This is a genomic window from Marisediminicola sp. LYQ134, assembly GCF_046599635.1.
Lineage (GTDB): Bacteria > Actinomycetota > Actinomycetes > Actinomycetales > Microbacteriaceae > Marisediminicola.
Window position 1 is genome coordinate 629,958 of sequence record NZ_JBKIWP010000001.1, and the last position, 23,936, is coordinate 653,893.

Sequence of the window (23,936 nt, forward strand, 5' to 3'; positions counted from 1 at the left end):
GGACACGTCAGCGGCCGCCGCCCCGCTGACGCGCGCCGATCTCCTGAATTCGCAACCGGGAGCCGGCCTGGGCGCTCCTGCACAGGTGCAGCTCGGCTGACCTGAGCCTCCATTCCTGGCACGCCGCAGCGGTCCGCTGGCCCCCGCGGCACAGTCGTCGCATGAATGATCTGGCGGACACCGTCATCCAGCTCGGCGGAATGGCGCAAAAGCAGCAACTCGTGAAACGGGGTTTCCGTGACCGCGACCTCACCAGGGCGGTTCGCGCAGGCGACGTCGTGCGAGCACGCAACGGCTGGTACTCGACGCTTCCCGAGACGGATGCCCGGCTCCGCGCGGTTCGGGTCGGCGGGCGTCTCACGGGTGTGTCGTCCATCGCCGAGCGGGGCGGCTGGGTCACCGCGGCCCCCGTTCTGCATGTCGCGGCGCCGCCGAACGCTGCTCGACTGCGGTCGCAGCACAACAGGTTCCGGCGTCTTGCGCCGTCGGTGCGGGCGGGCGTCGTCGTCCACTGGAGCGATCACGCCGGTGACAGAGGTGACGCGTGTCACGTGCCCGTGCTCGACGCCCTCGAGAGAGTCGTGCTCGACGAACCGCTGGAGGTCGCGGTTGCGTGTCTCGACTGGGCCCTGTGCACGGCGGCACTCGACCGCGTCGACTTCGAGACACTCATTCTGCGGCTGCCCGGATCGGTGCGCTGGATCGCCGATTGGGTCGACGACCGCTGCGACAGCTTGCCCGAGAGCCTGGCCCGCACTCGACTCCGTGCCGCGGGGCACCTGGTTCAGTCGCAGGTGCTGCTCGGCACGGGGGAGCCGATCGATCTCGTCGTCGACGGTGAGATCGCTCTCGAAGTCGACGGCGAACGCTGGCACTGGGATCGCTTCGAACGTGACCGCCGCAAGGATCTGACGATCACCCTCAGCCAGCGGCACGCGCTGCGGCCGAGCGCGCGAATGGTCTTCAGCGAGTGGGACGTCGTCGTGGCGGCGGTGCTCTGCGCGCTCTCGGCGAGGGGCGTCTCGGCACCCTCTCCCGTCGAGAACTCAGGAGCGCGCGTCGCCCGGCGACGTCCTGGCCCGCGATCGCGCAAGACTACGGGGCCTCCGCGCGCCAGGCTCCTGAATTTGCAACCCGGGGAGGCAGGGGTGGGGTGACGTGAAGCAACACGGGTGGGGTGACGCGAAGCAACAAGGGGGGGTGACGTGGGGTGACGTGAGGCGACATGGGGTGGGGCGACGTGAAGCAACACGGGTGCGAGGTGACGCGAGGTGGGGTGGCGCCGTATGAGGCGCAGCGACGTGCGGCGGGCCCGGGAATAGCTTCGCGCCGCCGGCCGTTGACCACCGGGTGACTCACACCATCAAGGTCGACATCTGGTCAGACGTGCAGTGCCCCTGGTGCTACATCGGCAAGCGCAAATTCGAGGCGGGACTCGCCCGGTTCACGAGCGAGCGAGGGGTGGATGCCGCACCCGACGTCGTCGTCGAATATCACTCGTTCGAGCTCGCCCCCGACACCCCCGTCGACTTCGACGGCTCGCCGGTCGACTATCTCAGTGAGCGCAAGGGCCTGCCGCTGGCTCAGGTCGAGCAGATGCTCGACAACGTCACGTCGATCGCCGCGAGTGTGGGCCTCGACTACCACTACGAGTCGGTCAAGCAGACGAACACCATCAAGGCGCACGAGCTGCTGCACTTCGCGAAGGCGCACGACAAGCAGCTGGAGATGAAGGAGCGCCTCCTGAGCGCCTACTTCGTGGAGGGCCGCCATGTCGGCCGGGTCGACGACCTGGTCGAGCTCGCCGCCGAGGTCGGACTCGACGCGACCGACGCGCGCACCGCCCTCGAGGCGGGCACGTTCACGGCGGCGGTGAAGGCCGACGTCGCGGTCGCCCAGGGGTACGGCATCACCGGGGTGCCGTTCTTCGTCATCGACGGAAAGTACGGGGTCTCCGGCGCTCAAGATCCTCAGGCTTTCGCGCAAGTCCTCGAGCGCGCCGCCGACGACGTCGCGGACGATGCCGTCGCGGTGACGGATGGTGCGCAGACGGATGCCGCGGGCGCAGCTTCGGCGACGGACGGCGCGCGATGACGACCACGGGTCCTCTCTTCATGGTGGGGCGTGCCGACGCCGCGGCCTGTGAGGGTGACGCGTGCCTCGTGTCGCCGGACGACAGCAGCACCGACAGCGTGGTGAACGGCGACGCGAACTCGACTCACGCAGTGCCAGCGGCACCCTCGGGGGGTGCCCCCGCGATCACGGGCGATCTACTGCTCGCTACCGCGATCGTCGTCCGACGTCTCGACGATGGCGACATCTGACGGGGCATCGGCTCGCGCTGTGGGTGCCGGACACAGCGACGAGCGACAGGGACACCACTCGTCCCTCGGCACTCACTCACGCACCGGCGGGCACACTCTCGCTCCTACGACCCCCCGCGCGCGCTCAGCGGTTCGGTGATGTCGGCGACCGTCGCGCCGTACGCCGCGATGACGTCGTCGGCCTCGACGAACGCCTGGTGGTCGTGATCGCCGGCACCCACCCCGATGCGCTCGCCGACGATGCTCGCGTCGGCGTAGACGGGCCACGCGGTCGTGCTTCCGAACACCGTGATGGTGCCTCGCTCGAAGCCGGTCGCCTCCAGGGCGAGGGTGGGCTCCGGCATCCGCAGCTTGTTGACACCGACGACGGCACGGAGCTTGGGCCACGAGATCTGCCGGTCTCCGGGAACGAGCGCGAAGAGGTAGTCGCCGTCGTGCCTCTTGACGACGAGCGTTTTGACGATCGAGTGCGGCTCGACGCCGAGCTGACGGGCTGCGTCGTCGAGGCTCTCGGCCGGCGGCCTCGCCACGATCTCGAGCTTCACGCCTCTCGCCTCGGCGTCGGCGACGACCCTTGCTCGTCCGTCGGTCGTGTCGGTCATGTCGATCCTTCCGTGGGGATGCCAGTCTGCCGCACGGGGCTCCCGGGCGGATGCCGGTGTGGCACAGCACACGACACCCCGCACCACGACCTCCGCACATCACGTCACCGCAGAACGCCCGCCTCCGACTCGCCCCCCACACCCCGGGCGCACCGTCGGCCGCTCCCACCTCCGTCTGAAAGAATCGCTCCGTGACGACTCTCGCCCCCGCCCCGCCTGCGTTGCGCATCGGCCCCATCGAACTCGATGTGCCCGTGGTGCTCGCTCCGATGGCCGGGATCACCAATACCGCGTTCCGCAGACTCTGCCGCGAGTTCGGTGCGGGCCTCTATGTGAGCGAGATGATCACGAGCCGCGCCCTCGTCGAGCGCACCCCCACGAGCATGCGCCTCATCCAGCACCACGAATCCGAGTCGACCCGCAGCATCCAGCTCTACGGCGTCGATCCGAAGACGGTCATCGAGGCGGTGACGATGCTCGCCGCCGAGGACCGCGCCGACCACATCGATCTGAATTTCGGGTGCCCCGTGCCGAAGGTCATGCGCAAGGGCGGCGGTGCGGCCCTCCCGTGGAAGCGCGACCTCTTCCGCGACATCGTCGAGGGCGCCGTGCGGGCTGCAGGCGACATCCCGGTCACGGTCAAGATGCGCAAGGGCATCGACGACGACCACCTCACCTATCTCGAGGCCGGCCGCACCGCCGAGGGCGCCGGGGTCGCGAGCATCGCGCTGCATGCGCGAACCGCCGCCGACTACTACAGCGGCACCGCCGACTGGTCGGCCATCACGAAGCTCAAAGAGACGATCTCGAGCGTGCCGGTTCTCGGCAACGGCGACATCTGGTCGGGCGAAGACGCGCTGCGCATGATGGACGAGACGGGCTGCGACGGCGTCGTCGTGGGCCGCGGATGCCTCGGCCGACCGTGGCTCTTCGGCGACCTCGTGCGCGCCTTCGAGTCCCGTGCCGCAGCACAGTCCAGCCCGAGCACCAGCCCGAGCATGAGCACAGCCCCACCCCGCTACGACACCGCGCACCCCTCGCTCGGCGAGGTCGGCGCGGCGCTCCGCAGGCACACCGAGTTGCTCATGGAGTTCCTCGGCGGTGACGAGCAGTGGGCGTGCCGTGACATCCGCAAGCACGTGGCCTGGTACTTCAAGGGATATCCCGTGGGCAGTGATCTCCGCTCGAGCCTCGCGCTCGTCGACAACCTGCAGCAGATGGACGACCTCCTCGGCCAGCTCGACGCCGACCAGCCCTACCCCGGCGAGGCCGCGGAGGGGCCGCGCGGTCGGGCCGGGTCTCCGAAGAAGCCGTCGTTTCCCGACCGCTGGCTCGAGAGTCGCGAGCTCGATGCGGCACACCGCGACGAGATGATCGCGGGGGAGGTGTCGAACAGTGGTGGTTGAGCGCGGCGGGTACACCGATTTCGATACGGCACGCTGGTTTCCCGAGGAGCACTCGAGCAGGCGCAGCGATTTCGCGAGGGATCGCGCTCGCCTCCTCCACTCGAGTGCGCTGCGGCGTCTCGCGGCGAAGACCCAGGTGCTCAGTCCCGCTGCCGGCCTCGACTTCGCCCGCAACCGCCTGACCCACTCCCTCGAGGTCGCCCAGGTCGGCCGTGAACTCGCCACGAGCCTCGGCCTCGACCCGGATGTCGTCGACACCGCGTGTCTCGCGCACGACCTCGGCCACCCGCCGTTCGGTCACAACGGCGAGCGTGCGCTCAACGACTGGGCGGCCGACATCGGCGGTTTCGAGGGCAACGCGCAGACCCTGCGTCTGCTCACGCGCATCGAGCCCAAAGTGTTCGGCCCCGACGGCCGCTCGTTCGGTCTCAATCTCACGCGCGCGAGTCTCGACGCGAGCTGCAAGTATCCGTGGCCCGCGAGCGGTTCGGTGAGCGACCCGAGCGGGCGCGCGAAGTTCGGTTTCTACGCGAACGATCTCGACGCCTTCGACTGGTTGCGCGACGGCGCCCCCGACCGCCGCTTGTGCATCGAAGCGCAGGTCATGGATCTCTCCGACGACATCGCCTACTCGGTGCACGATTTCGAGGATGCGATCGTCGGCGGGTTCATCGATGTCGCGGCCCTCGGCGCGCGCGTCGACCACGACGACCTCGTCGACTCGATGTTCGACTGGATCGGCGGCGAGCTCTCCCACGACGAGCTCATCGCGGCGTTCGACCGCCTCGATTCGCTCGATGTCTGGATCGACTCGTGGGACGGCAGCAGGTTCGCCCACGCGAAGCTCAAGAATCTCACGAGCACGCTCATCGGTCGTTTCGCCGGCGCCGCCACTGCGGCGACCCTCGAGGCGGCCCCGCACGCTGATCGCATCATCAGGTTCGGCGCGAGCGTCGTCGTTCCCCGCGAGGTGCAGGCCGAGATCGCCGTGCTCAAGGGCATCGTCGCGACTTTCGTGATGTCGCACAACACGAGGCGTCCGCTCTACTCGCTGCAGCGCGAGGTTCTCGCCGAGCTCGCCGACGCTCTGTGGCAGGGCGGGCCGTCGCTGCTCGACGACGGGTTCGCCGCTGATTTCGAGGCCGCGGACTCGGATGTCGCGCGCCGTCGTGCCGTCGTCGACCAGGTGGCGTCGCTCACCGATCAGTCGGCGTGGACGTGGCACAAGCGTGTCGTTCGCGGGGGCGACGACGCCCTCGATGCGGCGGGCGGCGCGGCGGGCGCCCCGGCCCCGTCGTCGACGCGAAAGTAGACTCGTCGCGTGCCCGGTCTGATCAGACGAAACGATATCGACGAGGTTCGAGCGAGGGTCAACATCGCCGACGTCGTGGGGGATTACGTCACCCTCAAGGGTGCCGGAGTCGGGTCGCTCAAGGGCCTGTGCCCGTTCCACGACGAGCGCAGCCCGAGTTTTCACGTGCGACCGCAGGTGGGCCGCTACCACTGCTTCGGGTGCGGCGAGGATGGCGACGTCTTCACGTTTCTTCAGCGCATGGACCACATGTCGTTCTCGGAGGCCGTCGAGCGCATGGCGGCGAAGATCGGGCTCGAGCTGCACTACGAAGACGGGGGCCAGGCGAATGCCGATCACGGCAACCGCGCGCGCATCCTCGCGGCCAATCAGGCGGCCGCCGACTTCTTCGTCGCTCAGCTCGGGGCGCCCGAGGCCGAACCGGGGCGGCGGTTTCTCGGCGAGCGGGGCTTCGATCCGTCTGCGGCCCAGAGGTTCGGGGTCGGCTTCGCTCCGAAGTCGTTCTCGGCGCTCGGCACCCACTTGAAGTCGCTCGGCTTCTCGGAGACCGAACTCGTGACCGCCGGTCTGCTGAGCCAGGGTGATCGGGGCGCGTACGACCGGTTCCGGGGGAGGCTCGTGTGGCCCATCCGCGACGTCACCGGCCAGACTCTCGGGTTCGGCGCGCGCAAGCTCCTCGACGACGATCAGGGGCCCAAGTACCTCAACACTCCGGAGACGCCGGTCTACCACAAGTCGTCGGTGCTCTACGGCCTCGATCTCGCCAAGCGTGACATCTCGCGCGGCAAGCAGGTCGTCGTCGTCGAGGGGTACACCGATGTCATGGCGTGTCACCTCGCGGGCGTCACGACGGCCGTCGCGACGTGTGGAACGTCGTTCGGCGTCGACCACATCAAGGTCGTGCGCCGCGTGCTCGGCGACGTTGCGAACGCCGACACCCGAGGGCTCGGCGAAGTGGTGTTCACGTTCGATCCGGATGACGCCGGCCAGAAGGCCGCGTCACGCGCGTTCTCCGAGGAGCAGCGGTTCGCCGCTCAGACTTTCGTGGCCGTGGCACCGGACGGGCTCGACCCGTGCGACCTGCGACTCGCTCGCGGCGACGACGCCGTGAGACGACTCATTCTCTCGAAGAAGCCCATGTTCGAGTTCATGGTGCGTCGGGTTCTCGACGCGCACGATCTCGACACCGTCGAGGGTCGCGTCGCCGCGCTGAGGGCGAGCGCCCCGGTGATCGGCGGAATCCGTGACCAGGCGCTCAGCATCGGCTACGTGCGCACTCTCGCGCGCTGGCTCGGGATGGATCCCGACGAGGTGGGGCGCGCCGTGCGCGCGGCGAGGGCCGCGGGCGAGGACGCCGGGCGGTCTACCTCGGGTACGGGGGCCTCGCGCGACACTCGCGAACCGGATCGCGCTCGAAGCGGCGCGCCGGGGCGGTACGGCGACTCGCGGCCCAGCGATGCAGGCGCGCGCGACTCGAGGCCGGGCGACTCGCGACCCCTCGACTCGAACTCGGGCTTCGCGTCCGATCCCGACGCGGCTGAACGGGGGATGTCGATCTCCGACCTCCCGGGAGACCTCGGCACGAGGCTCGAACGCGACGCTCTCATGGCGATCCTGCAGCACCCGGAGTCGGTCGACCGGTCTCTCGCGGAACGGGCCATGCGGGTGCCGTACGCCAACGGGTCGCTCGCCATGGTGCGTGACGGGATCGTCTCGAGCCTCGATCACTGGGCCGCTCGCGATTGGCTCGACCGCGTGATCGAGGCGACCCCTCCGCCCTTCTCGAGTCTCGTGAAAGAGCTCGGCGTCGCACCCATTCCCATCAAGGACACCGCCGAACTGCCGGCGTACAGTTCGAGCGTCGCGTCGGCTCTCATCGACCGTGACCTCAAGCGTCGCAAAGCGGAGGTCCTCGGGCGACTCCAGCGTGTCGACGGGATCGCCGAGCCGGCCAAGTCGCGCGAGTTGCAGCAGGAGCTCGTACAGATCGAGCGCGATCGCCGCATCCTGCGAGAAGAGTGACGCGTCTCGGGGTAGCGTGAACGGGTTCGGTGCCCCGCCCGGGTCAACGGGACTGCGGGGTGATGAGGGGATGTGCGCGTGCGGATCGGTGGACGAGGGCGTCAGGGTTACGGGACCGTCGTGTCGTCACGCGACCTCTCCATCGAGTACCGCTCGAGCACGGCGTCGGCACGCCATCTCGCGGTCAAAGGCGTCAGTTTCGACCTCGGCTACGGCGAGGTGCTCGGTGTCGTCGGGGAGTCGGGGTCGGGAAAGTCGACGCTCGCGGCGACGATCGCCGGGCTCGCCGACCGCGGCAGCAACGATGAGGCGTCCCCGCGCATCTGCGGGGGAGGGTTGTCGGTCTTCGACACCGAGCTCCGCGGCATCGGCGGTCGCGCCCGTCGCGAGCTGACCCTGCGCATCGGTTATCTCGCGCAAGACGGGGCGCAGCGGCTGAACTCGAGTCTCACGATCGCCGAGAACGTGGCCGAGCCCATCTTCCTCCGCGACCGCCGCTTCGACGCTCGCGAGGCAGGTCAAGCGGCCGCGACGCTCATCGACGCGGTGCACCTGCCGCTGTCGATTCTCGAGCGCCGCCCGTTCGAGCTCAGCAGCGGGCAGCGACAGCGGGTCGCCCTCGCACGCGCCCTCATCCTCGAACCCGGACTCCTCGTCGCCGACGAGCCCATTCGCGGGGTCGACATCATGGTGCGTCACGACGTGCTCGCGGTCATCCCCGAGTTGCAAGCGGAGCGCGGATTCTCGGCGATCGTCGTCAGCAGTGACTTGAGCGTGATCACCGAGGTCGCCGAACGCATCGCCGTGATGCACGACGGTGTCGTCATCGGCATCGGTTCGCCCGAAGCTCTCGCGGCGACCCCCGACCACCCCTACGTGAAAGCCCTCGCGCGCGAGTTCATCGACACGAGAGCGGAAACTCCGGTGCCGCGGGCCGTCGGACAGGCCGACGACACGCTCGACGACGCGAACGACGAAAGATGACGATGCCCTCGAACCCTCCCCAACACCGCTCGGTGACCGCCCGCGACGCCGACGTGGTGCCGGATGCCTCACGACCGACCCCCGGGCCGATCGCCGTGCTCCCTCGCGCGAATCCGGTCTTCGTCGACGCCGTCGAGGCCGGCGGCGGTGAGGTCGCCGAGCTCTCCGCCGAGACCCGCGGCGTCGTGTGGTTGTCGCTCTCGGGCGCCCAGGATCTCACCGACATCCTCGCGCGCTACCCGCAGATCGAGTGGGTGCAGCTGCCGTGGGCCGGAGTCGACGGTTTCGCCGAGGTCTTGCGACCCTTCGCGGGCACCGACCTCCCGCTGTGGACGAGCGCGAAGGGAGCGTACGCCCAACCGGTCGCGGAGCACGCTCTCGCGTTGACCCTCGGTCTGCTGCGGGTCTTCCCCACCCGGGTGCGGGCCACCTCGTGGTCGACGATCCCCGAGGGGCGATCGCTCTACGGACTCTCGGTGGTCGTCGTGGGCGCCGGCGGCATCGCGATCGAGTTCCTGAGGCTGCTCGAACCCTTCGGCGCGACCGTCACGGTCGTGCGCCGCAGCAGCGACCACCTCGAGGGTGCCGACCGCACCATCACCGCCGACCGCTTGCACACGGTTCTGCCGCGCGCCGACGTCGTCGTGATCGCCGCGGCTCTCACGGAGGGCACGCGACACTTGTTCGGAGCCGAGCAGTTCGACCTCATGAAGGATGACGCGGTGCTCGTCAATATCGCCCGTGGCGGCCTCGTCGACACCGACGCTCTCGCCGACGCCCTCGAGCGCGGCACGATCGCGGGTGCTGGCGTCGACGTGACCGACCCGGAACCGCTCCCCGACGGCCACCGGCTGTGGAACGCCCCCAACCTCATCATCACGCCGCACAGTGCCGACACCCCCGACATGACCGCCCCGCTGCTCGCGGAGCGCATCACGGCCAACACGGAGGCGTTTCTCGACGACGGTCGTTTCATCGGCATCGTCGACACGACCGCCGGATACTGAGACCCCGAGCGACGGGGCGCGGATTCCGCGCGATCCCGGGGGCGCGACGGCTCGATTTGGCGACCGTCGCACCTTTGGTAAGGTAATCAAGCTGTTTCAGCATTCCTCGATAGCTCAATTGGCAGAGCAGCCGGCTGTTAACCGGCAGGTTCTTGGTTCGAGTCCAAGTCGGGGAGCACTTTGAATAGCGAGTCGATGGTGACCCTGTACCGGCGTGCGACGAGTTCAATCTCCGTCGCGGTCCAGGGTCGCCGTCCTCGCAGCTTGTGGCTGAGGGCGCCGGCAGTCATGCCGAGGTGATTAGCGAGTGAAGCGCGTGTCTCGCGCGTCCGCCATACGAGGTAATCCACGTTCCGACCGATGACGGCGTCGACGCTCGGCGCTTCCGCCGGTTCCAGTGCTGCGTTTGTCATGTTGTCAGAATAGGACAGAAGTAGACACAGTGACAAGTCCCCACGTTCTGGGGTCAATCCGCGACGCGCCGTAACGACACGACCAGAGTTGACACAACTTGTCGGTGCGTATAGCGTCCTCACCATGTTGACGGACCGTATAGACCCCGACGAAGCGTATCTAACCCGAGCCCAAGCAGCAGACGAGCTCCAGGTCTCAGTGCGCACCGTCGATCGCTACATCGCCGACGGCATTCTCACCATCACCAAGCTCCCCGGTGCACGACTCGTGCGCATTCCCCGCAGCGCCATCAAAGCACTGCTCACACCTACTGCCCCCGCACCGTCACCCTTCCCCCGGGTCGACGATGCGGGGGCTTTTTCGTCGTCCCCCGACGTCGCCTAACACCCGCCCGACAAGGAGCAACCCACGTGCTCACCCCCCTCGCCCGCATCAAGAACTGGCTCCGCCGCCACTGGCTCGCCGAGTTCCCGCACGAACCCGAGGCCAACCTCTCGGCCTTCCAACTCACCCAGCTCCGCAAAGGACACCGCTCGTGAAAAAGACACTCACCACCGCAGGGCTCACCCTCGGCCTACTCGCGCTCGCCGCAGCGCCGGCCTCCGCTCACACCTCCGCCGTCGTCGGTGTTCCGACATGTCAGGCCGACGGCACCTACGAGGTCGTCTGGACCTACAACGCGACCAACGTCCCCGCCGGCGTCGAAGCGGAAACCAAGGCGATGACCGCCAACGCCGGCCATCTCGCCCCGATCGATGGTGTCGAGAAAGGCGGGCAGGTTTTCCTGTCCGTCTGGGCCGAGCACCAGGTCAACGTCCCCGGCGCACCGGTGAAGACCGGCAACTGGTCGGCGTCGTTCGCGCAGACCGGCATCCCGGGTGACTCCACCCAGGCCACCACGCTGGTGCAGACCGACTGGAAGGGCGGCCCCTCCGAGGACCCCGTCGGCACGGTCACCCTCCCGGGCGACTGCGCACCCGAGGTCATCCAAGAACCCGAAGAGCCCGAGGTCGTCGCCCCCGAGAAACCCGAACCAGTCGTCACTGGCGGTGTCCGGCAGTCGGTCGACTGCGAAGCACTGACCCGCATCAACCAGCTCCTCATCTTCACCGCCGACTGGACCCTTGTGGACAACGTGTGGGTGAAGGGCGAACCCGTCGAGACCCTCGGTGAGCTCGTCGTCGTGCCGCTCGCTGACTTCGAGATCGAGGAAGAGTGCCCCACCGACGTGACCCCGCCCGTCGACGACCCCGAGATCCCCGCACAGCCCGACGCGATCGTCACTGTCGTCACCGACCGCACTCAGGACTGCGACACCGGACAGTACGTCGAGTTGACGCACACGACGACGACTGAGTTCGTCCTCGTCGACGGCGCCTGGGTCGAGGGCGAGCCGGTCACTCAGTCGACCTCCTCAACCCGCGCGCTCGACGAAGGTGAGCTCGCCGAGCTTTGCCCCGCACCTGTCGACGAGACCCCCACCGACAAGCCCCAGGACACCACCTCCGACGCCAACACCGACGAGCGGGTGAACGTCGGTGTCGCCGGCATCACCATCAGCGCGACCGATGACGTAGCGGACGACACGGCTGCGGCGACCGGTGAGCTCGCCTTCACCGGCACCGACGCTGCAACACGCTACGCACCTCTCGCTGGCCTCCTCGCCGTCCTCGGTGCTCTCGCTGTCGCCGTGTCCGCTCGTGCCCGCAAGGCGAACCGATGACCGCCGCCGCCGCACCGATCCCGGTGAAGCCCTACCCGATGCCTGGTCTGTTCGTGACAGCGGACGGTCGGGTGCTGTCGAAGCAGCAACTCGACACTGACCCTCGGTTCGTGCTCGCCGGCGGCCGTGACCTGCAGGAGGTTGCAGCGTAATGTCCGACGTTGTCGCGGTGTCCATCGCTCTGGGGGTGTGTGCCCTTGTCGGGACCATCACCTACATGGTGGGCTTCCGCTGGCTCAGGGACCACCGGTGATCGCCGTGGAAACTCGTGCCGCTGTGATTCCCTACCGCTGGGCAGGGCACCGCGTCGACGTCTGCATGGTCATCCTCCACGGTGAGCCACGGTTCATCGCCCGCGACGTCGTCCTCGCTGTCGGGCAGGAGCCACTCGAGCAGCTCGCGATCGACCCGCCCCACGGTGGCGAGCACCGCCTCGAGGTCCACGCGACCGCGACGACCTGGTCACGCGACGATATCCACCTCGCCCTCGCCCCGCCGCACATGGCCAACCAACTGTCGCCGCTAATCCGCGAGTTCCTCGTCTGGATCGACACCCTCGTCCGCGACATTGCCGTGTTCACCCCGAACCGTGTCGCCGATCTCGCCACCCGCACACAGCCCGTCACCATCGACGCACCGGCCGTTCCTGCTGCACCCACCTGGTACTCCGTCGACGACGCAGCACGCATCCTCGCCGCGCACGAGGGCATCACCGCACTCACCCGCCGCGGCCTCTTCCACTTCATGTCCGACCGCGGCTGGATCTTCCGCCAGGACGACACCTGGCAGCCCACGAAGGACCTCGTCCTCGTCGGCTTCCTCGTCATCAACGACGTCCGCGTCCACAAGTTCGACCACCTGTACCCGCAAATCTGCATCACCCCGAAAGGCCTCGAGAAGCTGCACCACTTCCTCGGCGGCACCTCCGACTTCACCCTCACCCCGACCGCAGGAGCCCTCTCATGACCCTCCGCACCGTCACCCGCACCACCCTCGCGATCCTCCTCGCCGTGTACGTCCTCGCCGCGATGACCGCGGTCGAAGCGCAGACCACAGGATGGCCGCTCCTCGGCCTCACCGCCGCCGCCGTGCTGCTGTTCGTCGCGACCGCCCTCATCCGCAAGGACGCACGATGAGCCCCGTAGTGTCCCTGACCGTCACGATCCTCACCTGCGACGCGTGCGGCACCACCTCCACGCACACGCACGGCACCGGGTCGATGCCGGCGATGGAGTACTTCATCGTCGGCCAGTGGGACGTCACCGAAGACCGCACCATCTGCCCTCGCTGCGCACCCATCATCGCGACCGTCAGCGCAACCCTGACCACACTCATCACCGCCGCGCTCCCCACCGCAATCACTGAAGCAACCGCCTCGTGAGACTCCTCGCCGTGCGTGCCGGCCTCCTCCTGATCGCTCTGTCGATCGCCACCGCCCTCTACCTCCGACTCACCTAGGAGACACCGATGTCCACCGCAGACCTCTTCGAAGACGGATTCCCCCACGGAACCCACGCCGGCTACCTCGCCGGATGCAAGTCCGGGGGAGCATGCCCCGCGAAAGTCGAGACCGGCGTCTCTTGCGCCCAAGCCAACATCCGCTACGCCGGCGACCGCCACTACGCACGCCTCGTCGACCGCGGCGCCACGATCGACGAACAGATCGCCTACCTCGCCAGCGACAGCAGCACCCCGGCCGACAGTCGCGAGCACGCCAACATCATCCCCACCTTCACCGTCGACAACAGCCACGAACCGATCGACACCGACGTCGACGCCGAGGTTGACGACCAGGCCGAAACCCCCGCGCCCACCCCCAAGATCATCGAAGACAAGCACGGCACAGCACGCGGGTACTGGGCCGGCTGCCGTCTCAAAGAACGCTGCCCCGGCATCAAGACCGTCGGCAAGTCCTGCAACCAAGCCGTGAACGACCACATCCGCGACCGCAAGACCAAGAAGCCCGACGGCGCCACCCCGGAAACGGCCACCCCCGCCGCCATACCAGACGCTCCCGCAACCGAGAGCACCGCGGAAGCACCCGCCGCCACTCCACCTTTCGAACCCGCAGCGCCTCCAGTCGAGAGTGACCCGGAAGAGACCACGGAAACCGGCGACCTCGAGGAGACCCGCGACGTCGCCCTCCTCGTCGAGCTCACCACACAGAAGCGCCTCGCCTCAGACCTCCGCATCGAAGTCACCCGCGCCAGTAACGCCCGCGACGTCGCGCTCGAGCAGCTCCAAGACACGCAGCGCCTTCTCGACCTCGAGAAGGCGATCGCCTCCAACTACGCCGACGCACTCACCACTGTCAACGAGGCAGCACAGACAGCCATCACTGAGATCGGACAAGCCGGGAGCGACGCGATCGACACCCTCACCACCGAACTGAACCGCACCCGCATCGCCCTCGTCGTCACCGCCGCGCTCGCCGCAGTCGCGGTCCTGTGGGGTCGCAAGCGATGACGCGAGGGAAACGACGCAACAAGCGACAGGACGACGGGATGCCCCCGCGTCGCGACGCGCAGCGCACGGACCGGTGGCGCGTGTTCAAGGGACAGGCGGCTCTCGGGTGGGCCGTCGGGCCGATCGGTGACTCCGTCTTCGCGGACCTCCGCACGGGCCGCCGGTGGATCTTCTTCACCGACTGGCAGGAAGCCATCGACTATGTCATGAGAAGGGTGTACGGCAAGTGAGCGGCGTACCGATCGACCAAGTCACCGCGCGCGACTTCATCATGGTCCGCGCCGAGCTCGTGCGCACCGTCGGCGGCGCCAACAACGCCCTCGTCTGGACACGCATCGAATACCGCTGCGCCCCGAACAACGACGGCATCTACACCGACCCGGACGGCACCCTGTGGTGGCCCGTCTCGCGCGACGAACTCGCCGTCGAGACCGGCCTCACATCCGACCAGGTCCGCCGCTCCCTCGAGCACCTCGTCGACGCGGGATTCCTCGCCTCGACCGAGCACCGCCGAGGGGGCAACTACGACCGCACGAAGTCCTACCGACCCATCATCGAGGGCCGCCCAGTCGACCGGGCGAATACGCCCGATGGGGCTGCCCAGTCGACCGGGCATATTCGCCCGATCGAGCGGGCGAAAACCCCAAATGTTCCTTACCTCCAGACAGTCTCTACTGACGTAGAGACATCTCTTGTCCGAACCTCCGGTCCGGACGCGTCGACGCAGATCATCACCGACGCTCAACGCCTCTGCGACGCCCTCGTCGAGTGGATGATCCGCAACGGCAACCGACGACCCACGATCGGCAAGCGCTGGCACGACGCCGCCCGCCGACTCCTGACCGTCGACGGCATCAGTTTCGACGAGGCCCTCCGCGTCCTCACCTGGTCGCAGCAGGACGAGTTCTGGCAGGCCAACATCCACTCACTCCCGAAGTTCCGCGAGCAGTTCGACAAACTCCGCGCCCGCGCCGACCGCAGCGGAACCCCGGCCACCCAGCCCCTCACGAACGCGCAGAAGGCGATCGCCCTCGCGAACTCCATCCCGGAAGGAGACACCCGTGGACCTCAAACAGACCGCGCAATTGCTGGCCCGAGCCTCTAGCGTCGACAACCGCCGCGTCGAGCAAGAGACCGTCCTCGCTTGGCACGAGATCCTCGAGCCGTTCGACTACGAGCAGCTCGTCGCCGCGCTCACCCTGCACCGCCGCACGTCGACCGAGTATCTGGTCCCCGCACACCTCGCCGCGATCGTCCAGACCGCCGGTCGCACCTCCGTCCCGATCCCGCCCGCCATCGACCACTGCGACGTGCACGAGGGCTACATCCTCGAAGCAGACGGCAAGTGCCACATGTGCACCCGCTACCCCGAAGACCGCCCACACTTCCTCGCCACCGGGGAGCGGCCCGCGATGCTCTCCATCGGCGAGCTCGTCGCCAGCACCGGGCGGACAGCATGACCGCGACCTGCACCCGCTCGGACTGCACCGACGAGGGCACCGTTCGCGGTCTGTGCCGCCGGCACTATCAGGCCGCATGGAAGGCCGGCGCCTTCGCCGGCGTTCCGATCGAATCACGCAGCGTCAACCCGATCACCTGCCCGGCGGAGCACCGGCACGCGGAATCGTCCACCTGCTACAGCCACCACAAGTGCCGGTGCGAACCATGCCGCGCACGCCGGTCCCAGGTCGACATCGACCGGGCGAAAGCGAAAGCGTACGGCCGCTACGACAGCGGCATGGTCAACGCCGCACCGATCCGCGAACACGTCCTCACCCTCACACGCAGCGGCCTCGGGTATCGGCGCATCGCTGACCTCGCCGGCATCAGCCTCCACCCACTCCGAGCACTGATCTGGGGCAAGAACCCCGCCCGCGCCGGCGACACCCAACGAACCGTCCGCCGAGACACCGCCGAGAAGATCCTCGCCATCCAACCCGACGCCTCCCACCTCGCCGACGGTGCACTCGTCCCCGCCCAAGGCACCCACCGCCGGGTGCAAGCGCTCGTCGCCCGCGGCTGGTCGATGGCACGCATCGCCGCAGCCGCAGACATGCACCCCGGCAACCTGTCCCGCGTCATGGCCTACCCCACACTCCGCGCCGCTACCCACCGCACGTTCGTCGGCGTCTACGAGCTCCTCTGGAACGCCGAACCCCCTCGAAGCACCCCAGCCGAACTCGGCGCCTACCGCCGATCACTGCGCCACGCCAGCACCAACGGGTGGGTTCCGCCCCTCGCCTGGGACGACATCGACAACGACCCCCACCCGAACATGGTCGACCACGCCGACGAGCTCGAGCAGCTCGACGACATCGCGATCGCTCTCGCATGTGCCGGCGAACCCGTCACCCTCACCCCAGCGGAACGCCGCGCAGCGCTCACCCTCGTGCACGCACAACGCCTCTCCGACCCCGAGATCGCCGAATGCCTCCACCTCAACGTCCGCACCGTCCTCCGCATCCGCCAAGAACTCAACCTCCCCGCGAACGTCGGCCTCGACCGCCAACTCATCGAACGGAAAACCGCATGACCGAGATGCGCATCCTCACCGTCCGCCAACCCTGGGCATGGGCCATCATCCACGCCGGCAAAGACGTCGAGAACCGGACCCGCAACATCGCCGGCGACTACCGCGGGCACGTCGCCATCCACGTCTCCCGCACCAACGACGACACCGTCACCGAGTACGAGCACCCCATGTCCGGGCTCATCTTCCCGCCCTGCCCACTCGGCCGCGACCTGCACCACAACACCTACACCTGCACCTGGTGCGACGACACCGTTTTCCGCCGCTGGATTGATCAGGGTCACATCATCGGCGTCGTCACGTTGGTCGGCTCGCACCGCGGCCTGGCTCCCACCCATGACCGGATGACCACTGTCGACAGCTGCTTCCGCCCCAACAAAGAGTTCGGACCCTGCTCGCCCTGGGCCGAGTCGAACACATGGCACCTCGAGCTCACCAACCCCCGGCCCCTCACCGTCCCGCTCCCATACAAGGGCGCCCTCGGCCTCCGCACCCTCGACGACACCACCATCGCCACCATCAAGGAGCGCCTCGCATGACCACCCTCAAAGCCCCGTTTCCCTACTACGGAGGAAAGACTCGAGTCGCCGAGGAGATCGTCGCGCTCATGCCTTCGCACGGGCACTACGTCGAGCCGTTCTTCGGTGCAGGGTCAGTGCTGCTGGCAAAGAAGCCGACCGTCATGGAAACGGTGAACGATCTCAATGGCGACATCGTCCACTTCTTCCGCATCCTTCGCGATCATCCCGACGAGCTCGAGCGCGTGTGTGCCCTCACACCCCACTCGCGAGCCGAGCACGCGCAGTCCTTCATCCGCGACGACGTCGATGACCTCGAGCGTGCCCGCCGAGTATTCGTGAACCTGAGCCAAGGGCGCAACGCATCACTGCGCAAGACCGGATGGGCGCACTTCCAGAACCCCGGATCCATGAGTAACTCCGGCTCGCGACCGCGCTACATAGCCACCATGACCGGACGCTTTCAAGGTATCGCCGAACGCCTTCTCAACGTGTCGATCGAGAACCGCGACGCCCTGCAGATCATCGCCGAGTACGGACAACACCCCGGCGTCCTGCTCTACGTCGACCCGCCCTACCTCTCAGGCACCCGAGCCTCCCGGGGATACGAGAACGAGATGGACGGCGAGACAGCACACAGCACCCTCCTCGCCTCCGTAATCCTCTCCGGATACGACTCCACCCTCTACCGTGACCACCTCGCGCACTGGAACCTCCACGAGCTCACCGGATCCCGTGACGCCCGCAACACACCCCGCCGAGAACTCATCTGGTCCAACCGACCCATCGGCAACTTCCTGTTCGAGGTGACCGCATGACCTCTCTCGCCGACTACAACCTCATCGTCGCGAACCAGATGTCCGAGAGGCAGTTCCAGGACGTCGTCACTGCCGCCGCGGAACGTGCCGGATGGCTGACCTACCACACCCACGATTCACGGCGCTCGCAGAAGGGCTTCCCCGATCTGGTGCTCGTGCACCCGGAGCATGGGCTGATCTTCCGTGAGCTCAAGACGATGAAGGGGAAACCGACGAGGGAGCAGCTCGACTGGATACACGCGCTGACCCTGGTCGGTGCGAACGCGGGCATCTGGCGTCCGATTCAGTGGTTCGACCGCACGATCGACGAGATCCTCGCCCAGGGGTCGACCCGATGACCGCCGAGATCGCGCTGTGTGCGCACCGGTTCGAGGACGGTCGGTACTGCATGCACCCGCTGAAGCACACCTCTCACCATCACCCGAAGCCGACAGTCGTCGAGCTCCTCGCGCTCGAGCAGAAGCACCCGGCACGCACGCCGGCGAAGCAGACCGCAATCGCCGCGACCGGGTACTCGGTCATCCGCTACTACCAGGCCATCAACCAACTCCTCACCGATCCCGAAGCGTTCTCGATCGACCCGCACACCATCACCCGCATCCGCCAATACCGCGACGAACGGACCGCCGCTCGCCGCACCCGCACCACCCGATAACCCCACACAGGAAAGGCACTCACCATGCTCAAGCTCGACTACCTCGACCCGTCCACCTTGGTCCTCCCGCTCGACGGCAACGTCCGCACGGACACGAAGCTCGACAAGCACTTCCTCGCCTCGGTCAAGGACCGCGGTGTTGATGTCCCGATCCATGTGGTCCCGAACGACGACGGCGGATACGACGTCACCGACGGGCAACGCCGCACCCTCGCCGCCGTGCAGGCCGGCCTCGCGACCGTCCCGGTCCTGATCCGCGACCGCCCGGCAACTGACTCCGATCGGGTGGTGGATCAGCTCGTCCTCAACGACCAGCGCGCCGCGCTCTCGGATGCCGAGCACACCCACGCCTACAAACAGCTGGCGCTGTTCGGTCTCCCGGCCACGCAGATCGCTAAGCGCACCTCCACCCCGATCGCCCGGGTCGGGGATGCGATCACGGTAGCGAACAACGAGGCCGCGTCGAAGGTTCTCTCCGAGTACCCGATCTCGCTCGAGCAAGCAGCGAAGGTCGCCGTGTTCGCGGACGACAAGAAGGCCGTGAAGCGCATCACCGAGACCCTCGCCACCCAGCCGGGCCAGTTCGACCACGTCATCGCGGACCTCACCAAGAAGCGCGAGCTCGCGCAGCAACGAGCATCGCTCGTGGCCGAGATCGAAGGCATGGGAATCACGAGGCTCGAAGATCTTCGCAGCTGGGACCGCGCACCCGAGGGATGGGTGGCGATCGCCGAGCTCGCACCCGCCGACACACCCACTGAACGACTCACGCCGGAAGCGGTTCTCTCGCTCAGGACCGAAGAGGACGTCGCGGCAGCCATCAAGCAGACATACGAGGTCGGCACCTACCGCGACTGGGCCGAGATCGCCTACTTCGTGAAGAACCCCACCGACCACGGCTTCGTGCCCCTCACCTACGGCAGCCCCTCGACCACCCCGGAGCAAATCGAAGCCGACCGTGTCCGAGCCGAAGCGCGAGCAGCGCAGCAAGCGATCGAAGCGACACGCGACACCGCCCGCGAAGTCCGCCACACCTTCATCGTCGACTTCCTCACGCGTCCCACCCTGCCTTCCGACGCCATCATGCACATCGCCTGGATGCGCACCCACGCCGACGAGTCACCCACCTACCAGGGCGGCCTCGACGGCCGCATCCTCCCGTTCCTCGGAGAACCCGCTCCCAACGTGAACGACACCTGCGACACCGTGCAGCAGCACCTCACCACCCGCCCCAAGCTCGCAATCACCTTCCTCCTCGCCGACGCATTCGCCACCGGCGAGAGGTTCCTCGACAACGGATACCAGCCCAACGCCCGCGCAGGCGCCGCCCGCCACCTCACCCAGCTCCGCGCTTGGGGCTACACGCTCTCCGACATTGAGAAGACCGACCTCGACGAGCTCACCCCGAAGCCGACCGAAGAGACCCCCGCAGCATGACCGACATAAGCGTCGGCTCACTACTCGCGGGGCGGCTCCGCGATCGACTCGCAAACGTCACATACACGACCGAAGACGACCTGCAGGCGGCAGTCAACACCGCGGTAGTCGCCAGCTACCGAGTCGCCCGCGAAGTCCGCCTCTCAGACGGCAAGTCACGCATCGACCTCATGGTCACCGGCATTCTCCTCCCCAACGTCGGCATCGAGGTCAAGATCGACGGGTCACTCTCCTCCGTCATCCGCCAACTCGACCGCTACGCGGCATGCGATGAGATCGGCGAACTCATCCTCGTCACGACCAGGGCGAAGCATCACCACGTCCCCAGGATCATCGGCGCTCGCCGTATCCCGGTTCATCTGGTGTCGTTGGTGGAGAACGGTCTCTGATGCGCACGTACGGCAGCTATGTGTTCCACGAGTCGAACCGCCTTCCGGATGGCCGTCTGATGCCGGCGCGATGGTCGATGGAGATCGAGCCTGCCGTGCGTGCCCGTGTCCGCCGTCTGTTCACACGTGTTCAACCCACCCGCTCGTCACGCATCATCGTGTCGGCGACGCGAGAGTCCGCTCGCGACATCGTGTGGCTGATGGAGCGGTGGCCGCTCGACCCCGAGGACGAGGCGTCGCGTCAGCGTCTCGGTGCCGACGCTGCGGATCACCGGGAGCAGGAAGAGAACGTCCAACTGATCCTCGCGGGGGACTGGCGGCGACCTACGACAGGGCACACCCCAGCGAAGATCCCGCGCGACTACCAGCTGACCGCAGTCGAACTTCTCCGCGCGCGGGGCGTGCAGCTGCTCACCGACGAGGTCGGACTCGGCAAGACCTTCACCGGGCTGCTGAACCTGACCGACCCCGAAGCATCGCCGGCCCTCGTCGTTGCGCCCACACACCTTCCCCGCCGGTGGGCGAAGGAGCTCGAGGATGCGTTCCCCTGGCTGACGTACGAGATCGGGAAGAAGACCAGCCCCTCGGCACGTGTCGCGGCCGGGGAGTTCCGTGATGTCACGATCATCAGCTATTCGAAGCTCGCCGGATGGGCGCCGTACCTCGCCGGCCATATGCGCACCGTGGTGTTCGACGAAGCGCAGGAGCTCCGCCACGGCGAGAACACCGACAAGGGCAAAGCGGCCGCGCAGGTCACCGAGCATGCCGCATTTGTCACCGGCGCGACGGCGACCCCGGTCTACAACTACGGCGGCGAATTGTTCAACATCGTCGACATCCTCCGCAAGGGCGAGCTTGGCACCCGGGAGGAGTTCACCCGCGAGTGGGGTGCGGAGTTCTCGAACGGCCGCATGAGGGTGAAGGACCCTGCAGCGCTCGGCGCTCACCTCCGCGACACGGGGCTGATGATCGGTCGCACCCGCAAGCAGGTCGGCCGGGAGCTGCCGAAGACGGTCAAGAACGTGCACACGATCGACGTCGACCCGACGGCGCTCGAGGAGGTCGCGAAGGATGCTCGCCGTCTCGCCGAGCTGATCCTCTCGTCGACGGCCACGCGGAAGGAGAAGTTCGAGGCGTCGGGGGAGATCGACTGGAAGATCCGGCAGGCGACCGGTGTCGCGAAGGCACCGTTCGTGGCCGAGTTCGTTCGCATGCTTCTCAGCAGTGAGGATCGTGTCGTCGTTTGGGGGTGGCACCGCGAGGTCTACGACATCCTCATGGAGGCCCTCGCTGACTTCCACCCGCGCCTCTACACCGGCACTGAGTCGCCGAAGCAGAAGGCCGACGCTGAGGACGCGTTCACCGCACCGCTCAAGGGCGACGGCACTGACTGCCGCATCCTCATCATGTCGCTCCGCTCCGGCGCCGGCATCGACGGCCTCCAGATGGTGTCCCGCGTCGGTGTGTTCGGTGAGCTCGACTGGTCACCACAGGTGCACGAGCAAGCCATCGGCCGACTCCGCCGCGACGGCATGGGCGAAGACCCCGCCGTCGTCTACTTCCTCACTTCCGACGAGGGCTCCGACCCGGCACTCATGGACGTCCTGCAGATCAAACGGCAGCAGGCCGAACCGATCGTGTCGCCCGACGGGAAGCTCCTGACCAACTCCACGACCGACCCTCACCGGGCCCGCCGTCTCGCCGAGCAGATCCTCGGCATCACGCCCGACTCACACACCACCAATGAAGGAGCGACTACCCATGGGTAACAACGATGACCGCGAGATGCTCGAGTCCGCACGGGCGGAGTGCATCCGCCTCGAGGGGCAGTTGACGATCGCCGACGGTCGCGCTCGAGCAGCGGAGCAGTCCCTCGCCGAGCACCTCCTCACCCCGCACTCTCTCACCCTCGACCCCGACGAAGTCTTGCTGCTCGCGTCCTCCATCCAGGAGCTCATCACCCGCGCCGACATCAGCACCGTCCTGTCCGCCGACACCCGTTCCCTGCTCGCCCGCATCGACGGGGCAGCCCTCGACGCGCTCCACGCAGACCGCGCCACCCGCCGCACACCCGAGAGGACCATCTGATGCACGCCGACTGGAAAGACCACCACGCCAACGAGGCAGCCAAGGCCCTCGACCACCCGCTCGTGGAGGACGTCATCAACGAGCTCGCCGAGAACCTCGGTGTCGACCCCGAGAAAGGGCTCCCCGCCTACGGGATGCGGAAGGTCGCTTTGTACGCCGCACAGGTCGCACGCGCACAGACGCTCGGCATCGACCCCGAAGCATTGCGCATGACACCCGACGAGGCCAACAGTCACATGCTCGCGCTCGCCGCAGAGGCGACGTTCAAGGGCATCCCGACCTACATGCTCGACCTCCGCACAGACGGGAGCGGATCGTGAGCGTGTTCGCTCTGGTGTCCGCCGGGTGCATTGAGTGCAACGGCGACGGCTTCGCCGACATCCAGTTGGAGTCCGTTCACCTGACCCGTGAGGGCGCAGAAGCAGCGCGGCTCGCGAGTCCTGACGTGAATGCCAGCGACTCCGACGTGGCCGTGCTTGAGATACCGATCGCCGAGAAGCGGGGCGACGAGTCGTGAGGCCGACACCGATCGCCACTTTCGCTCTGCCGCCGCGGTGGGATGGGCACGAGGTCACGTGGGAGACGATGCCTGTCCCGACCGTCTCGTTCATCTGCCCACCACCCGAGCCGCGGTACTGCGGCAACTGCGGGTCGTTCTTCCCACCGTTGATGGTCCGTGGCCTCCGCCACCCGCTGGACGGCGAGACGTTCGACAGCACCCGCGCGAAGACCGGCCGGTTCGGCCGCACCGTCCACATCCCCACTGAAGTGCCCGCCTGGCCTGTCTACGACCTCGCCGCGTTCCGCTGCCCCACCTGCCCCACCGACGAAGTCTGGGACATCCGCACCGACGAGTGGTGGGAACTCGACCTCGACGACTACGGACCTGCAGGCTCCACCCACCCAGACACCGTGCACGAGGAGACCAACGATGCCTGAACTCGTCCGCCACAACCACTTCACCCGAGACATCAAGAGCCCCGGTATCTGCCCCGCGTGCGACCGCCCGCTCGACGACGCCATCCGGCAAGCCAAGATCACCGCCGGCCTCGACCCGAACTACCCCGCGCGGCCCGCTGACTTCATCGACTCGCTACCGCAGGAGTGGCAGCGCCCATTCATGCAACGACAGATCCATCGCGCGCTCGCCGAGATGTCCGCAGAAAACCCCACCCTGAAGGGAACCGAATGACCAACTACCCGCCCTTCGTCGAACCAGCCACCAACACCCACTGCACAGC

The 23,936-nt window shown here is 67.6% G+C and carries 33 protein-coding genes and 1 tRNA gene; 32 read left to right on the forward strand and 2 right to left on the reverse strand.

All coding sequences use genetic code 11. From position 1 onward, the window contains the following. Positions 1-161 precede the first annotated feature (161 nt). Positions 162-1,157 (forward strand): hypothetical protein, encoded by a 996-nt coding sequence (locus tag ACLHIH_RS03015; protein WP_411315228.1) that lies wholly within the window; start codon positions 162-164, stop codon positions 1,155-1,157. A 193-nt stretch (positions 1,158-1,350) separates the two neighbouring features. Then, entirely contained in the window at positions 1,351-2,094 is a 744-nt protein-coding gene (locus ACLHIH_RS03020) for a DsbA family protein (protein WP_411315229.1), read from the forward strand. Positions 2,095-2,428: 334 nt separating this feature from the next. Here ACLHIH_RS03020 and ACLHIH_RS03025 read toward each other — a convergent pair whose 3' ends face one another. Next, positions 2,429-2,926 carry an aminoacyl-tRNA deacylase gene (locus tag ACLHIH_RS03025; protein WP_411315230.1) on the reverse strand — a complete coding sequence of 166 codons (498 nt, stop codon included), beginning with the start codon at positions 2,924-2,926 and terminating at the stop codon, positions 2,429-2,431. Positions 2,927-3,117: 191 nt separating this feature from the next. Between ACLHIH_RS03025 and dusB the strand changes: the two genes are divergently transcribed. The 6 genes from dusB to ACLHIH_RS03055 all read left to right on the forward strand — a co-directional run bounded on the left by dusB (position 3,118) and on the right by ACLHIH_RS03055 (position 9,833). Then, positions 3,118-4,332, forward strand: a complete 1,215-nt coding sequence (gene dusB / locus ACLHIH_RS03030) for a tRNA dihydrouridine synthase DusB (protein ID WP_411315231.1) — start codon at positions 3,118-3,120, stop codon at positions 4,330-4,332. Further along, a complete protein-coding gene (locus ACLHIH_RS03035) occupies positions 4,325-5,644 on the forward strand; it encodes a deoxyguanosinetriphosphate triphosphohydrolase (RefSeq protein ID WP_411316299.1) in 1,320 nt (439 codons plus the stop codon). The genes dusB and ACLHIH_RS03035 overlap by 8 nt, the downstream gene beginning before the upstream one ends. Positions 5,645-5,653: 9 nt before the next feature. After that, entirely contained in the window at positions 5,654-7,666 is a 2,013-nt protein-coding gene (dnaG, locus tag ACLHIH_RS03040; RefSeq protein ID WP_411315232.1) for a DNA primase, read from the forward strand. Between the two features lie 120 nt (positions 7,667-7,786). Continuing rightward, positions 7,787-8,650, forward strand: a complete 864-nt coding sequence (locus tag ACLHIH_RS03045) for an ATP-binding cassette domain-containing protein (RefSeq protein ID WP_411315233.1) — start codon at positions 7,787-7,789, stop codon at positions 8,648-8,650. Beyond that, complete coding sequence (locus ACLHIH_RS03050; RefSeq protein ID WP_411315234.1) at positions 8,647-9,657, forward strand: D-isomer specific 2-hydroxyacid dehydrogenase family protein; 1,011 nt, start codon at positions 8,647-8,649, stop codon at positions 9,655-9,657. The genes ACLHIH_RS03045 and ACLHIH_RS03050 overlap by 4 nt, the downstream gene beginning before the upstream one ends. A 103-nt stretch (positions 9,658-9,760) precedes the next feature. Next, positions 9,761-9,833: transfer RNA gene (locus ACLHIH_RS03055), tRNA-Asn, on the forward strand. On the opposite strand, the gene ACLHIH_RS03060 is transcribed toward ACLHIH_RS03055, so the two are convergent. Beyond that, the gene (locus tag ACLHIH_RS03060; protein WP_411316300.1) at positions 9,795-10,196 is read right to left on the reverse strand and encodes a helix-turn-helix domain-containing protein; all 402 of its coding nucleotides are present in this window, start codon (positions 10,194-10,196) and stop codon (positions 9,795-9,797) included. The two genes, ACLHIH_RS03055 and ACLHIH_RS03060, sit on opposite strands and share 39 nt — an antisense overlap. On the opposite strand from ACLHIH_RS03060, the gene ACLHIH_RS03065 reads away from it, so the two are divergent. From ACLHIH_RS03065 to ACLHIH_RS03180, 24 genes are all read left to right on the forward strand, one after another. Further along, entirely contained in the window at positions 10,195-10,455 is a 261-nt protein-coding gene (locus ACLHIH_RS03065; protein ID WP_411315235.1) for a helix-turn-helix domain-containing protein, read from the forward strand. The genes ACLHIH_RS03060 and ACLHIH_RS03065 overlap by 2 nt on opposite strands. A gap of 26 nt (positions 10,456-10,481) precedes the next feature. Then, positions 10,482-10,610, forward strand: a complete 129-nt coding sequence (locus tag ACLHIH_RS03070) for a hypothetical protein (RefSeq protein ID WP_411315236.1) — start codon at positions 10,482-10,484, stop codon at positions 10,608-10,610. Then, on the forward strand, positions 10,607-11,794 hold the full coding sequence (locus ACLHIH_RS03075; protein WP_411315237.1) for a hypothetical protein: 1,188 nt from the start codon (positions 10,607-10,609) through the stop codon (positions 11,792-11,794). The genes ACLHIH_RS03070 and ACLHIH_RS03075 overlap by 4 nt, the downstream gene beginning before the upstream one ends. Next, positions 11,791-11,946, forward strand: coding sequence for a hypothetical protein (locus ACLHIH_RS03080; protein WP_411315238.1), 156 nt, complete (start codon positions 11,791-11,793; stop codon positions 11,944-11,946). The genes ACLHIH_RS03075 and ACLHIH_RS03080 overlap by 4 nt, the downstream gene beginning before the upstream one ends. A 124-nt stretch (positions 11,947-12,070) precedes the next feature. Beyond that, positions 12,071-12,760 carry a phage antirepressor KilAC domain-containing protein gene (locus ACLHIH_RS03085; RefSeq protein ID WP_411315239.1) on the forward strand — a complete coding sequence of 230 codons (690 nt, stop codon included), beginning with the start codon at positions 12,071-12,073 and terminating at the stop codon, positions 12,758-12,760. Then, positions 12,757-12,930: a hypothetical protein gene (locus tag ACLHIH_RS03090; protein ID WP_411315240.1), complete on the forward strand. Its 174-nt coding sequence runs from the start codon at positions 12,757-12,759 to the stop codon at positions 12,928-12,930. The genes ACLHIH_RS03085 and ACLHIH_RS03090 overlap by 4 nt, the downstream gene beginning before the upstream one ends. Positions 12,931-12,938: 8 nt before the next feature. Further along, positions 12,939-13,175, forward strand: a complete 237-nt coding sequence (locus ACLHIH_RS03095; RefSeq protein WP_411315241.1) for a hypothetical protein — start codon at positions 12,939-12,941, stop codon at positions 13,173-13,175. A gap of 86 nt (positions 13,176-13,261) precedes the next feature. After that, positions 13,262-14,260 (forward strand): hypothetical protein, encoded by a 999-nt coding sequence (locus ACLHIH_RS03100; RefSeq protein WP_411315242.1) that lies wholly within the window; start codon positions 13,262-13,264, stop codon positions 14,258-14,260. A 38-nt stretch (positions 14,261-14,298) separates the two neighbouring features. Next, positions 14,299-14,490: a hypothetical protein gene (locus tag ACLHIH_RS03105; protein WP_411315243.1), complete on the forward strand. Its 192-nt coding sequence runs from the start codon at positions 14,299-14,301 to the stop codon at positions 14,488-14,490. Beyond that, positions 14,487-15,365, forward strand: coding sequence for a hypothetical protein (locus ACLHIH_RS03110; protein WP_411315244.1), 879 nt, complete (start codon positions 14,487-14,489; stop codon positions 15,363-15,365). The genes ACLHIH_RS03105 and ACLHIH_RS03110 overlap by 4 nt, the downstream gene beginning before the upstream one ends. Then, on the forward strand, positions 15,322-15,720 hold the full coding sequence (locus ACLHIH_RS03115; RefSeq protein WP_411315245.1) for a hypothetical protein: 399 nt from the start codon (positions 15,322-15,324) through the stop codon (positions 15,718-15,720). Before ACLHIH_RS03110 ends, ACLHIH_RS03115 begins: the two co-directional genes overlap by 44 nt. A gap of 278 nt (positions 15,721-15,998) precedes the next feature. Further along, on the forward strand, positions 15,999-16,793 hold the full coding sequence (locus tag ACLHIH_RS03120; RefSeq protein ID WP_411315246.1) for a hypothetical protein: 795 nt from the start codon (positions 15,999-16,001) through the stop codon (positions 16,791-16,793). Beyond that, positions 16,790-17,329, forward strand: a complete 540-nt coding sequence (locus ACLHIH_RS03125; protein WP_411315247.1) for a hypothetical protein — start codon at positions 16,790-16,792, stop codon at positions 17,327-17,329. Before ACLHIH_RS03120 ends, ACLHIH_RS03125 begins: the two co-directional genes overlap by 4 nt. After that, on the forward strand, positions 17,326-18,126 hold the full coding sequence (locus ACLHIH_RS03130) for a DNA adenine methylase (protein ID WP_411315248.1): 801 nt from the start codon (positions 17,326-17,328) through the stop codon (positions 18,124-18,126). Before ACLHIH_RS03125 ends, ACLHIH_RS03130 begins: the two co-directional genes overlap by 4 nt. Beyond that, positions 18,123-18,464, forward strand: a complete 342-nt coding sequence (locus tag ACLHIH_RS03135; RefSeq protein WP_411315249.1) for a VRR-NUC domain-containing protein — start codon at positions 18,123-18,125, stop codon at positions 18,462-18,464. Before ACLHIH_RS03130 ends, ACLHIH_RS03135 begins: the two co-directional genes overlap by 4 nt. Further along, positions 18,461-18,781: a DUF3263 domain-containing protein gene (locus ACLHIH_RS03140; protein WP_411315250.1), complete on the forward strand. Its 321-nt coding sequence runs from the start codon at positions 18,461-18,463 to the stop codon at positions 18,779-18,781. The genes ACLHIH_RS03135 and ACLHIH_RS03140 overlap by 4 nt, the downstream gene beginning before the upstream one ends. Positions 18,782-18,805: 24 nt before the next feature. Continuing rightward, positions 18,806-20,218 carry a ParB/RepB/Spo0J family partition protein gene (locus ACLHIH_RS03145; RefSeq protein ID WP_411315251.1) on the forward strand — a complete coding sequence of 471 codons (1,413 nt, stop codon included), beginning with the start codon at positions 18,806-18,808 and terminating at the stop codon, positions 20,216-20,218. Further along, positions 20,215-20,607 (forward strand): hypothetical protein, encoded by a 393-nt coding sequence (locus ACLHIH_RS03150; RefSeq protein ID WP_411315252.1) that lies wholly within the window; start codon positions 20,215-20,217, stop codon positions 20,605-20,607. Before ACLHIH_RS03145 ends, ACLHIH_RS03150 begins: the two co-directional genes overlap by 4 nt. Before the next feature lie 158 nt (positions 20,608-20,765). Beyond that, the gene (locus ACLHIH_RS03155; RefSeq protein ID WP_411315253.1) at positions 20,766-22,376 is read left to right on the forward strand and encodes an SNF2-related protein; all 1,611 of its coding nucleotides are present in this window, start codon (positions 20,766-20,768) and stop codon (positions 22,374-22,376) included. Continuing rightward, complete coding sequence (locus ACLHIH_RS03160) at positions 22,369-22,695, forward strand: hypothetical protein (RefSeq protein ID WP_411315254.1); 327 nt, start codon at positions 22,369-22,371, stop codon at positions 22,693-22,695. Before ACLHIH_RS03155 ends, ACLHIH_RS03160 begins: the two co-directional genes overlap by 8 nt. Further along, positions 22,695-23,015, forward strand: a complete 321-nt coding sequence (locus ACLHIH_RS03165) for a hypothetical protein (RefSeq protein ID WP_411315255.1) — start codon at positions 22,695-22,697, stop codon at positions 23,013-23,015. The genes ACLHIH_RS03160 and ACLHIH_RS03165 overlap by 1 nt, the downstream gene beginning before the upstream one ends. Continuing rightward, positions 23,012-23,212, forward strand: coding sequence for a hypothetical protein (locus ACLHIH_RS03170; RefSeq protein ID WP_411315256.1), 201 nt, complete (start codon positions 23,012-23,014; stop codon positions 23,210-23,212). The genes ACLHIH_RS03165 and ACLHIH_RS03170 overlap by 4 nt, the downstream gene beginning before the upstream one ends. Next, a complete protein-coding gene (locus ACLHIH_RS03175; protein ID WP_411315257.1) occupies positions 23,209-23,634 on the forward strand; it encodes a hypothetical protein in 426 nt (141 codons plus the stop codon). The genes ACLHIH_RS03170 and ACLHIH_RS03175 overlap by 4 nt, the downstream gene beginning before the upstream one ends. Beyond that, positions 23,627-23,887 (forward strand): hypothetical protein, encoded by a 261-nt coding sequence (locus tag ACLHIH_RS03180; protein ID WP_411315258.1) that lies wholly within the window; start codon positions 23,627-23,629, stop codon positions 23,885-23,887. The genes ACLHIH_RS03175 and ACLHIH_RS03180 overlap by 8 nt, the downstream gene beginning before the upstream one ends. Positions 23,888-23,936 lie beyond the last annotated feature (49 nt).

Bases quoted from the DNA above. Each gene is read 5' to 3' on its own strand.
- ACLHIH_RS03015 (WP_411315228.1), top strand. From the start codon at position 162: ATGAATGATCTGGCGGACACCGTCATCCAGCTCGGCGGAATGGCGCAA.
- ACLHIH_RS03080 (WP_411315238.1), top strand. From the start codon at position 11,791: ATGACCGCCGCCGCCGCACCGATCCCGGTGAAGCCCTACCCGATGCCT.
- ACLHIH_RS03060 (WP_411316300.1), bottom strand. From the start codon at position 10,196: ATGGTGAGGACGCTATACGCACCGACAAGTTGTGTCAACTCTGGTCGT.
- ACLHIH_RS03125 (WP_411315247.1), top strand. From the start codon at position 16,790: ATGACCGAGATGCGCATCCTCACCGTCCGCCAACCCTGGGCATGGGCC.
- ACLHIH_RS03050 (WP_411315234.1), top strand. From the start codon at position 8,647: ATGACGATGCCCTCGAACCCTCCCCAACACCGCTCGGTGACCGCCCGC.
- ACLHIH_RS03145 (WP_411315251.1), top strand. From the start codon at position 18,806: ATGCTCAAGCTCGACTACCTCGACCCGTCCACCTTGGTCCTCCCGCTC.
- ACLHIH_RS03100 (WP_411315242.1), top strand. From the start codon at position 13,262: ATGTCCACCGCAGACCTCTTCGAAGACGGATTCCCCCACGGAACCCAC.
- ACLHIH_RS03135 (WP_411315249.1), top strand. From the start codon at position 18,123: ATGACCTCTCTCGCCGACTACAACCTCATCGTCGCGAACCAGATGTCC.
- ACLHIH_RS03150 (WP_411315252.1), top strand. From the start codon at position 20,215: ATGACCGACATAAGCGTCGGCTCACTACTCGCGGGGCGGCTCCGCGAT.
- ACLHIH_RS03105 (WP_411315243.1), top strand. From the start codon at position 14,299: ATGCCCCCGCGTCGCGACGCGCAGCGCACGGACCGGTGGCGCGTGTTC.
- ACLHIH_RS03130 (WP_411315248.1), top strand. From the start codon at position 17,326: ATGACCACCCTCAAAGCCCCGTTTCCCTACTACGGAGGAAAGACTCGA.
- ACLHIH_RS03065 (WP_411315235.1), top strand. From the start codon at position 10,195: ATGTTGACGGACCGTATAGACCCCGACGAAGCGTATCTAACCCGAGCC.
- ACLHIH_RS03090 (WP_411315240.1), top strand. From the start codon at position 12,757: ATGACCCTCCGCACCGTCACCCGCACCACCCTCGCGATCCTCCTCGCC.
- ACLHIH_RS03140 (WP_411315250.1), top strand. From the start codon at position 18,461: ATGACCGCCGAGATCGCGCTGTGTGCGCACCGGTTCGAGGACGGTCGG.
- ACLHIH_RS03180 (WP_411315258.1), top strand. From the start codon at position 23,627: ATGCCTGAACTCGTCCGCCACAACCACTTCACCCGAGACATCAAGAGC.
- ACLHIH_RS03165 (WP_411315255.1), top strand. From the start codon at position 22,695: ATGCACGCCGACTGGAAAGACCACCACGCCAACGAGGCAGCCAAGGCC.
- ACLHIH_RS03120 (WP_411315246.1), top strand. From the start codon at position 15,999: ATGGTCAACGCCGCACCGATCCGCGAACACGTCCTCACCCTCACACGC.
- ACLHIH_RS03025 (WP_411315230.1), bottom strand. From the start codon at position 2,926: ATGACCGACACGACCGACGGACGAGCAAGGGTCGTCGCCGACGCCGAG.
- ACLHIH_RS03160 (WP_411315254.1), top strand. From the start codon at position 22,369: ATGGGTAACAACGATGACCGCGAGATGCTCGAGTCCGCACGGGCGGAG.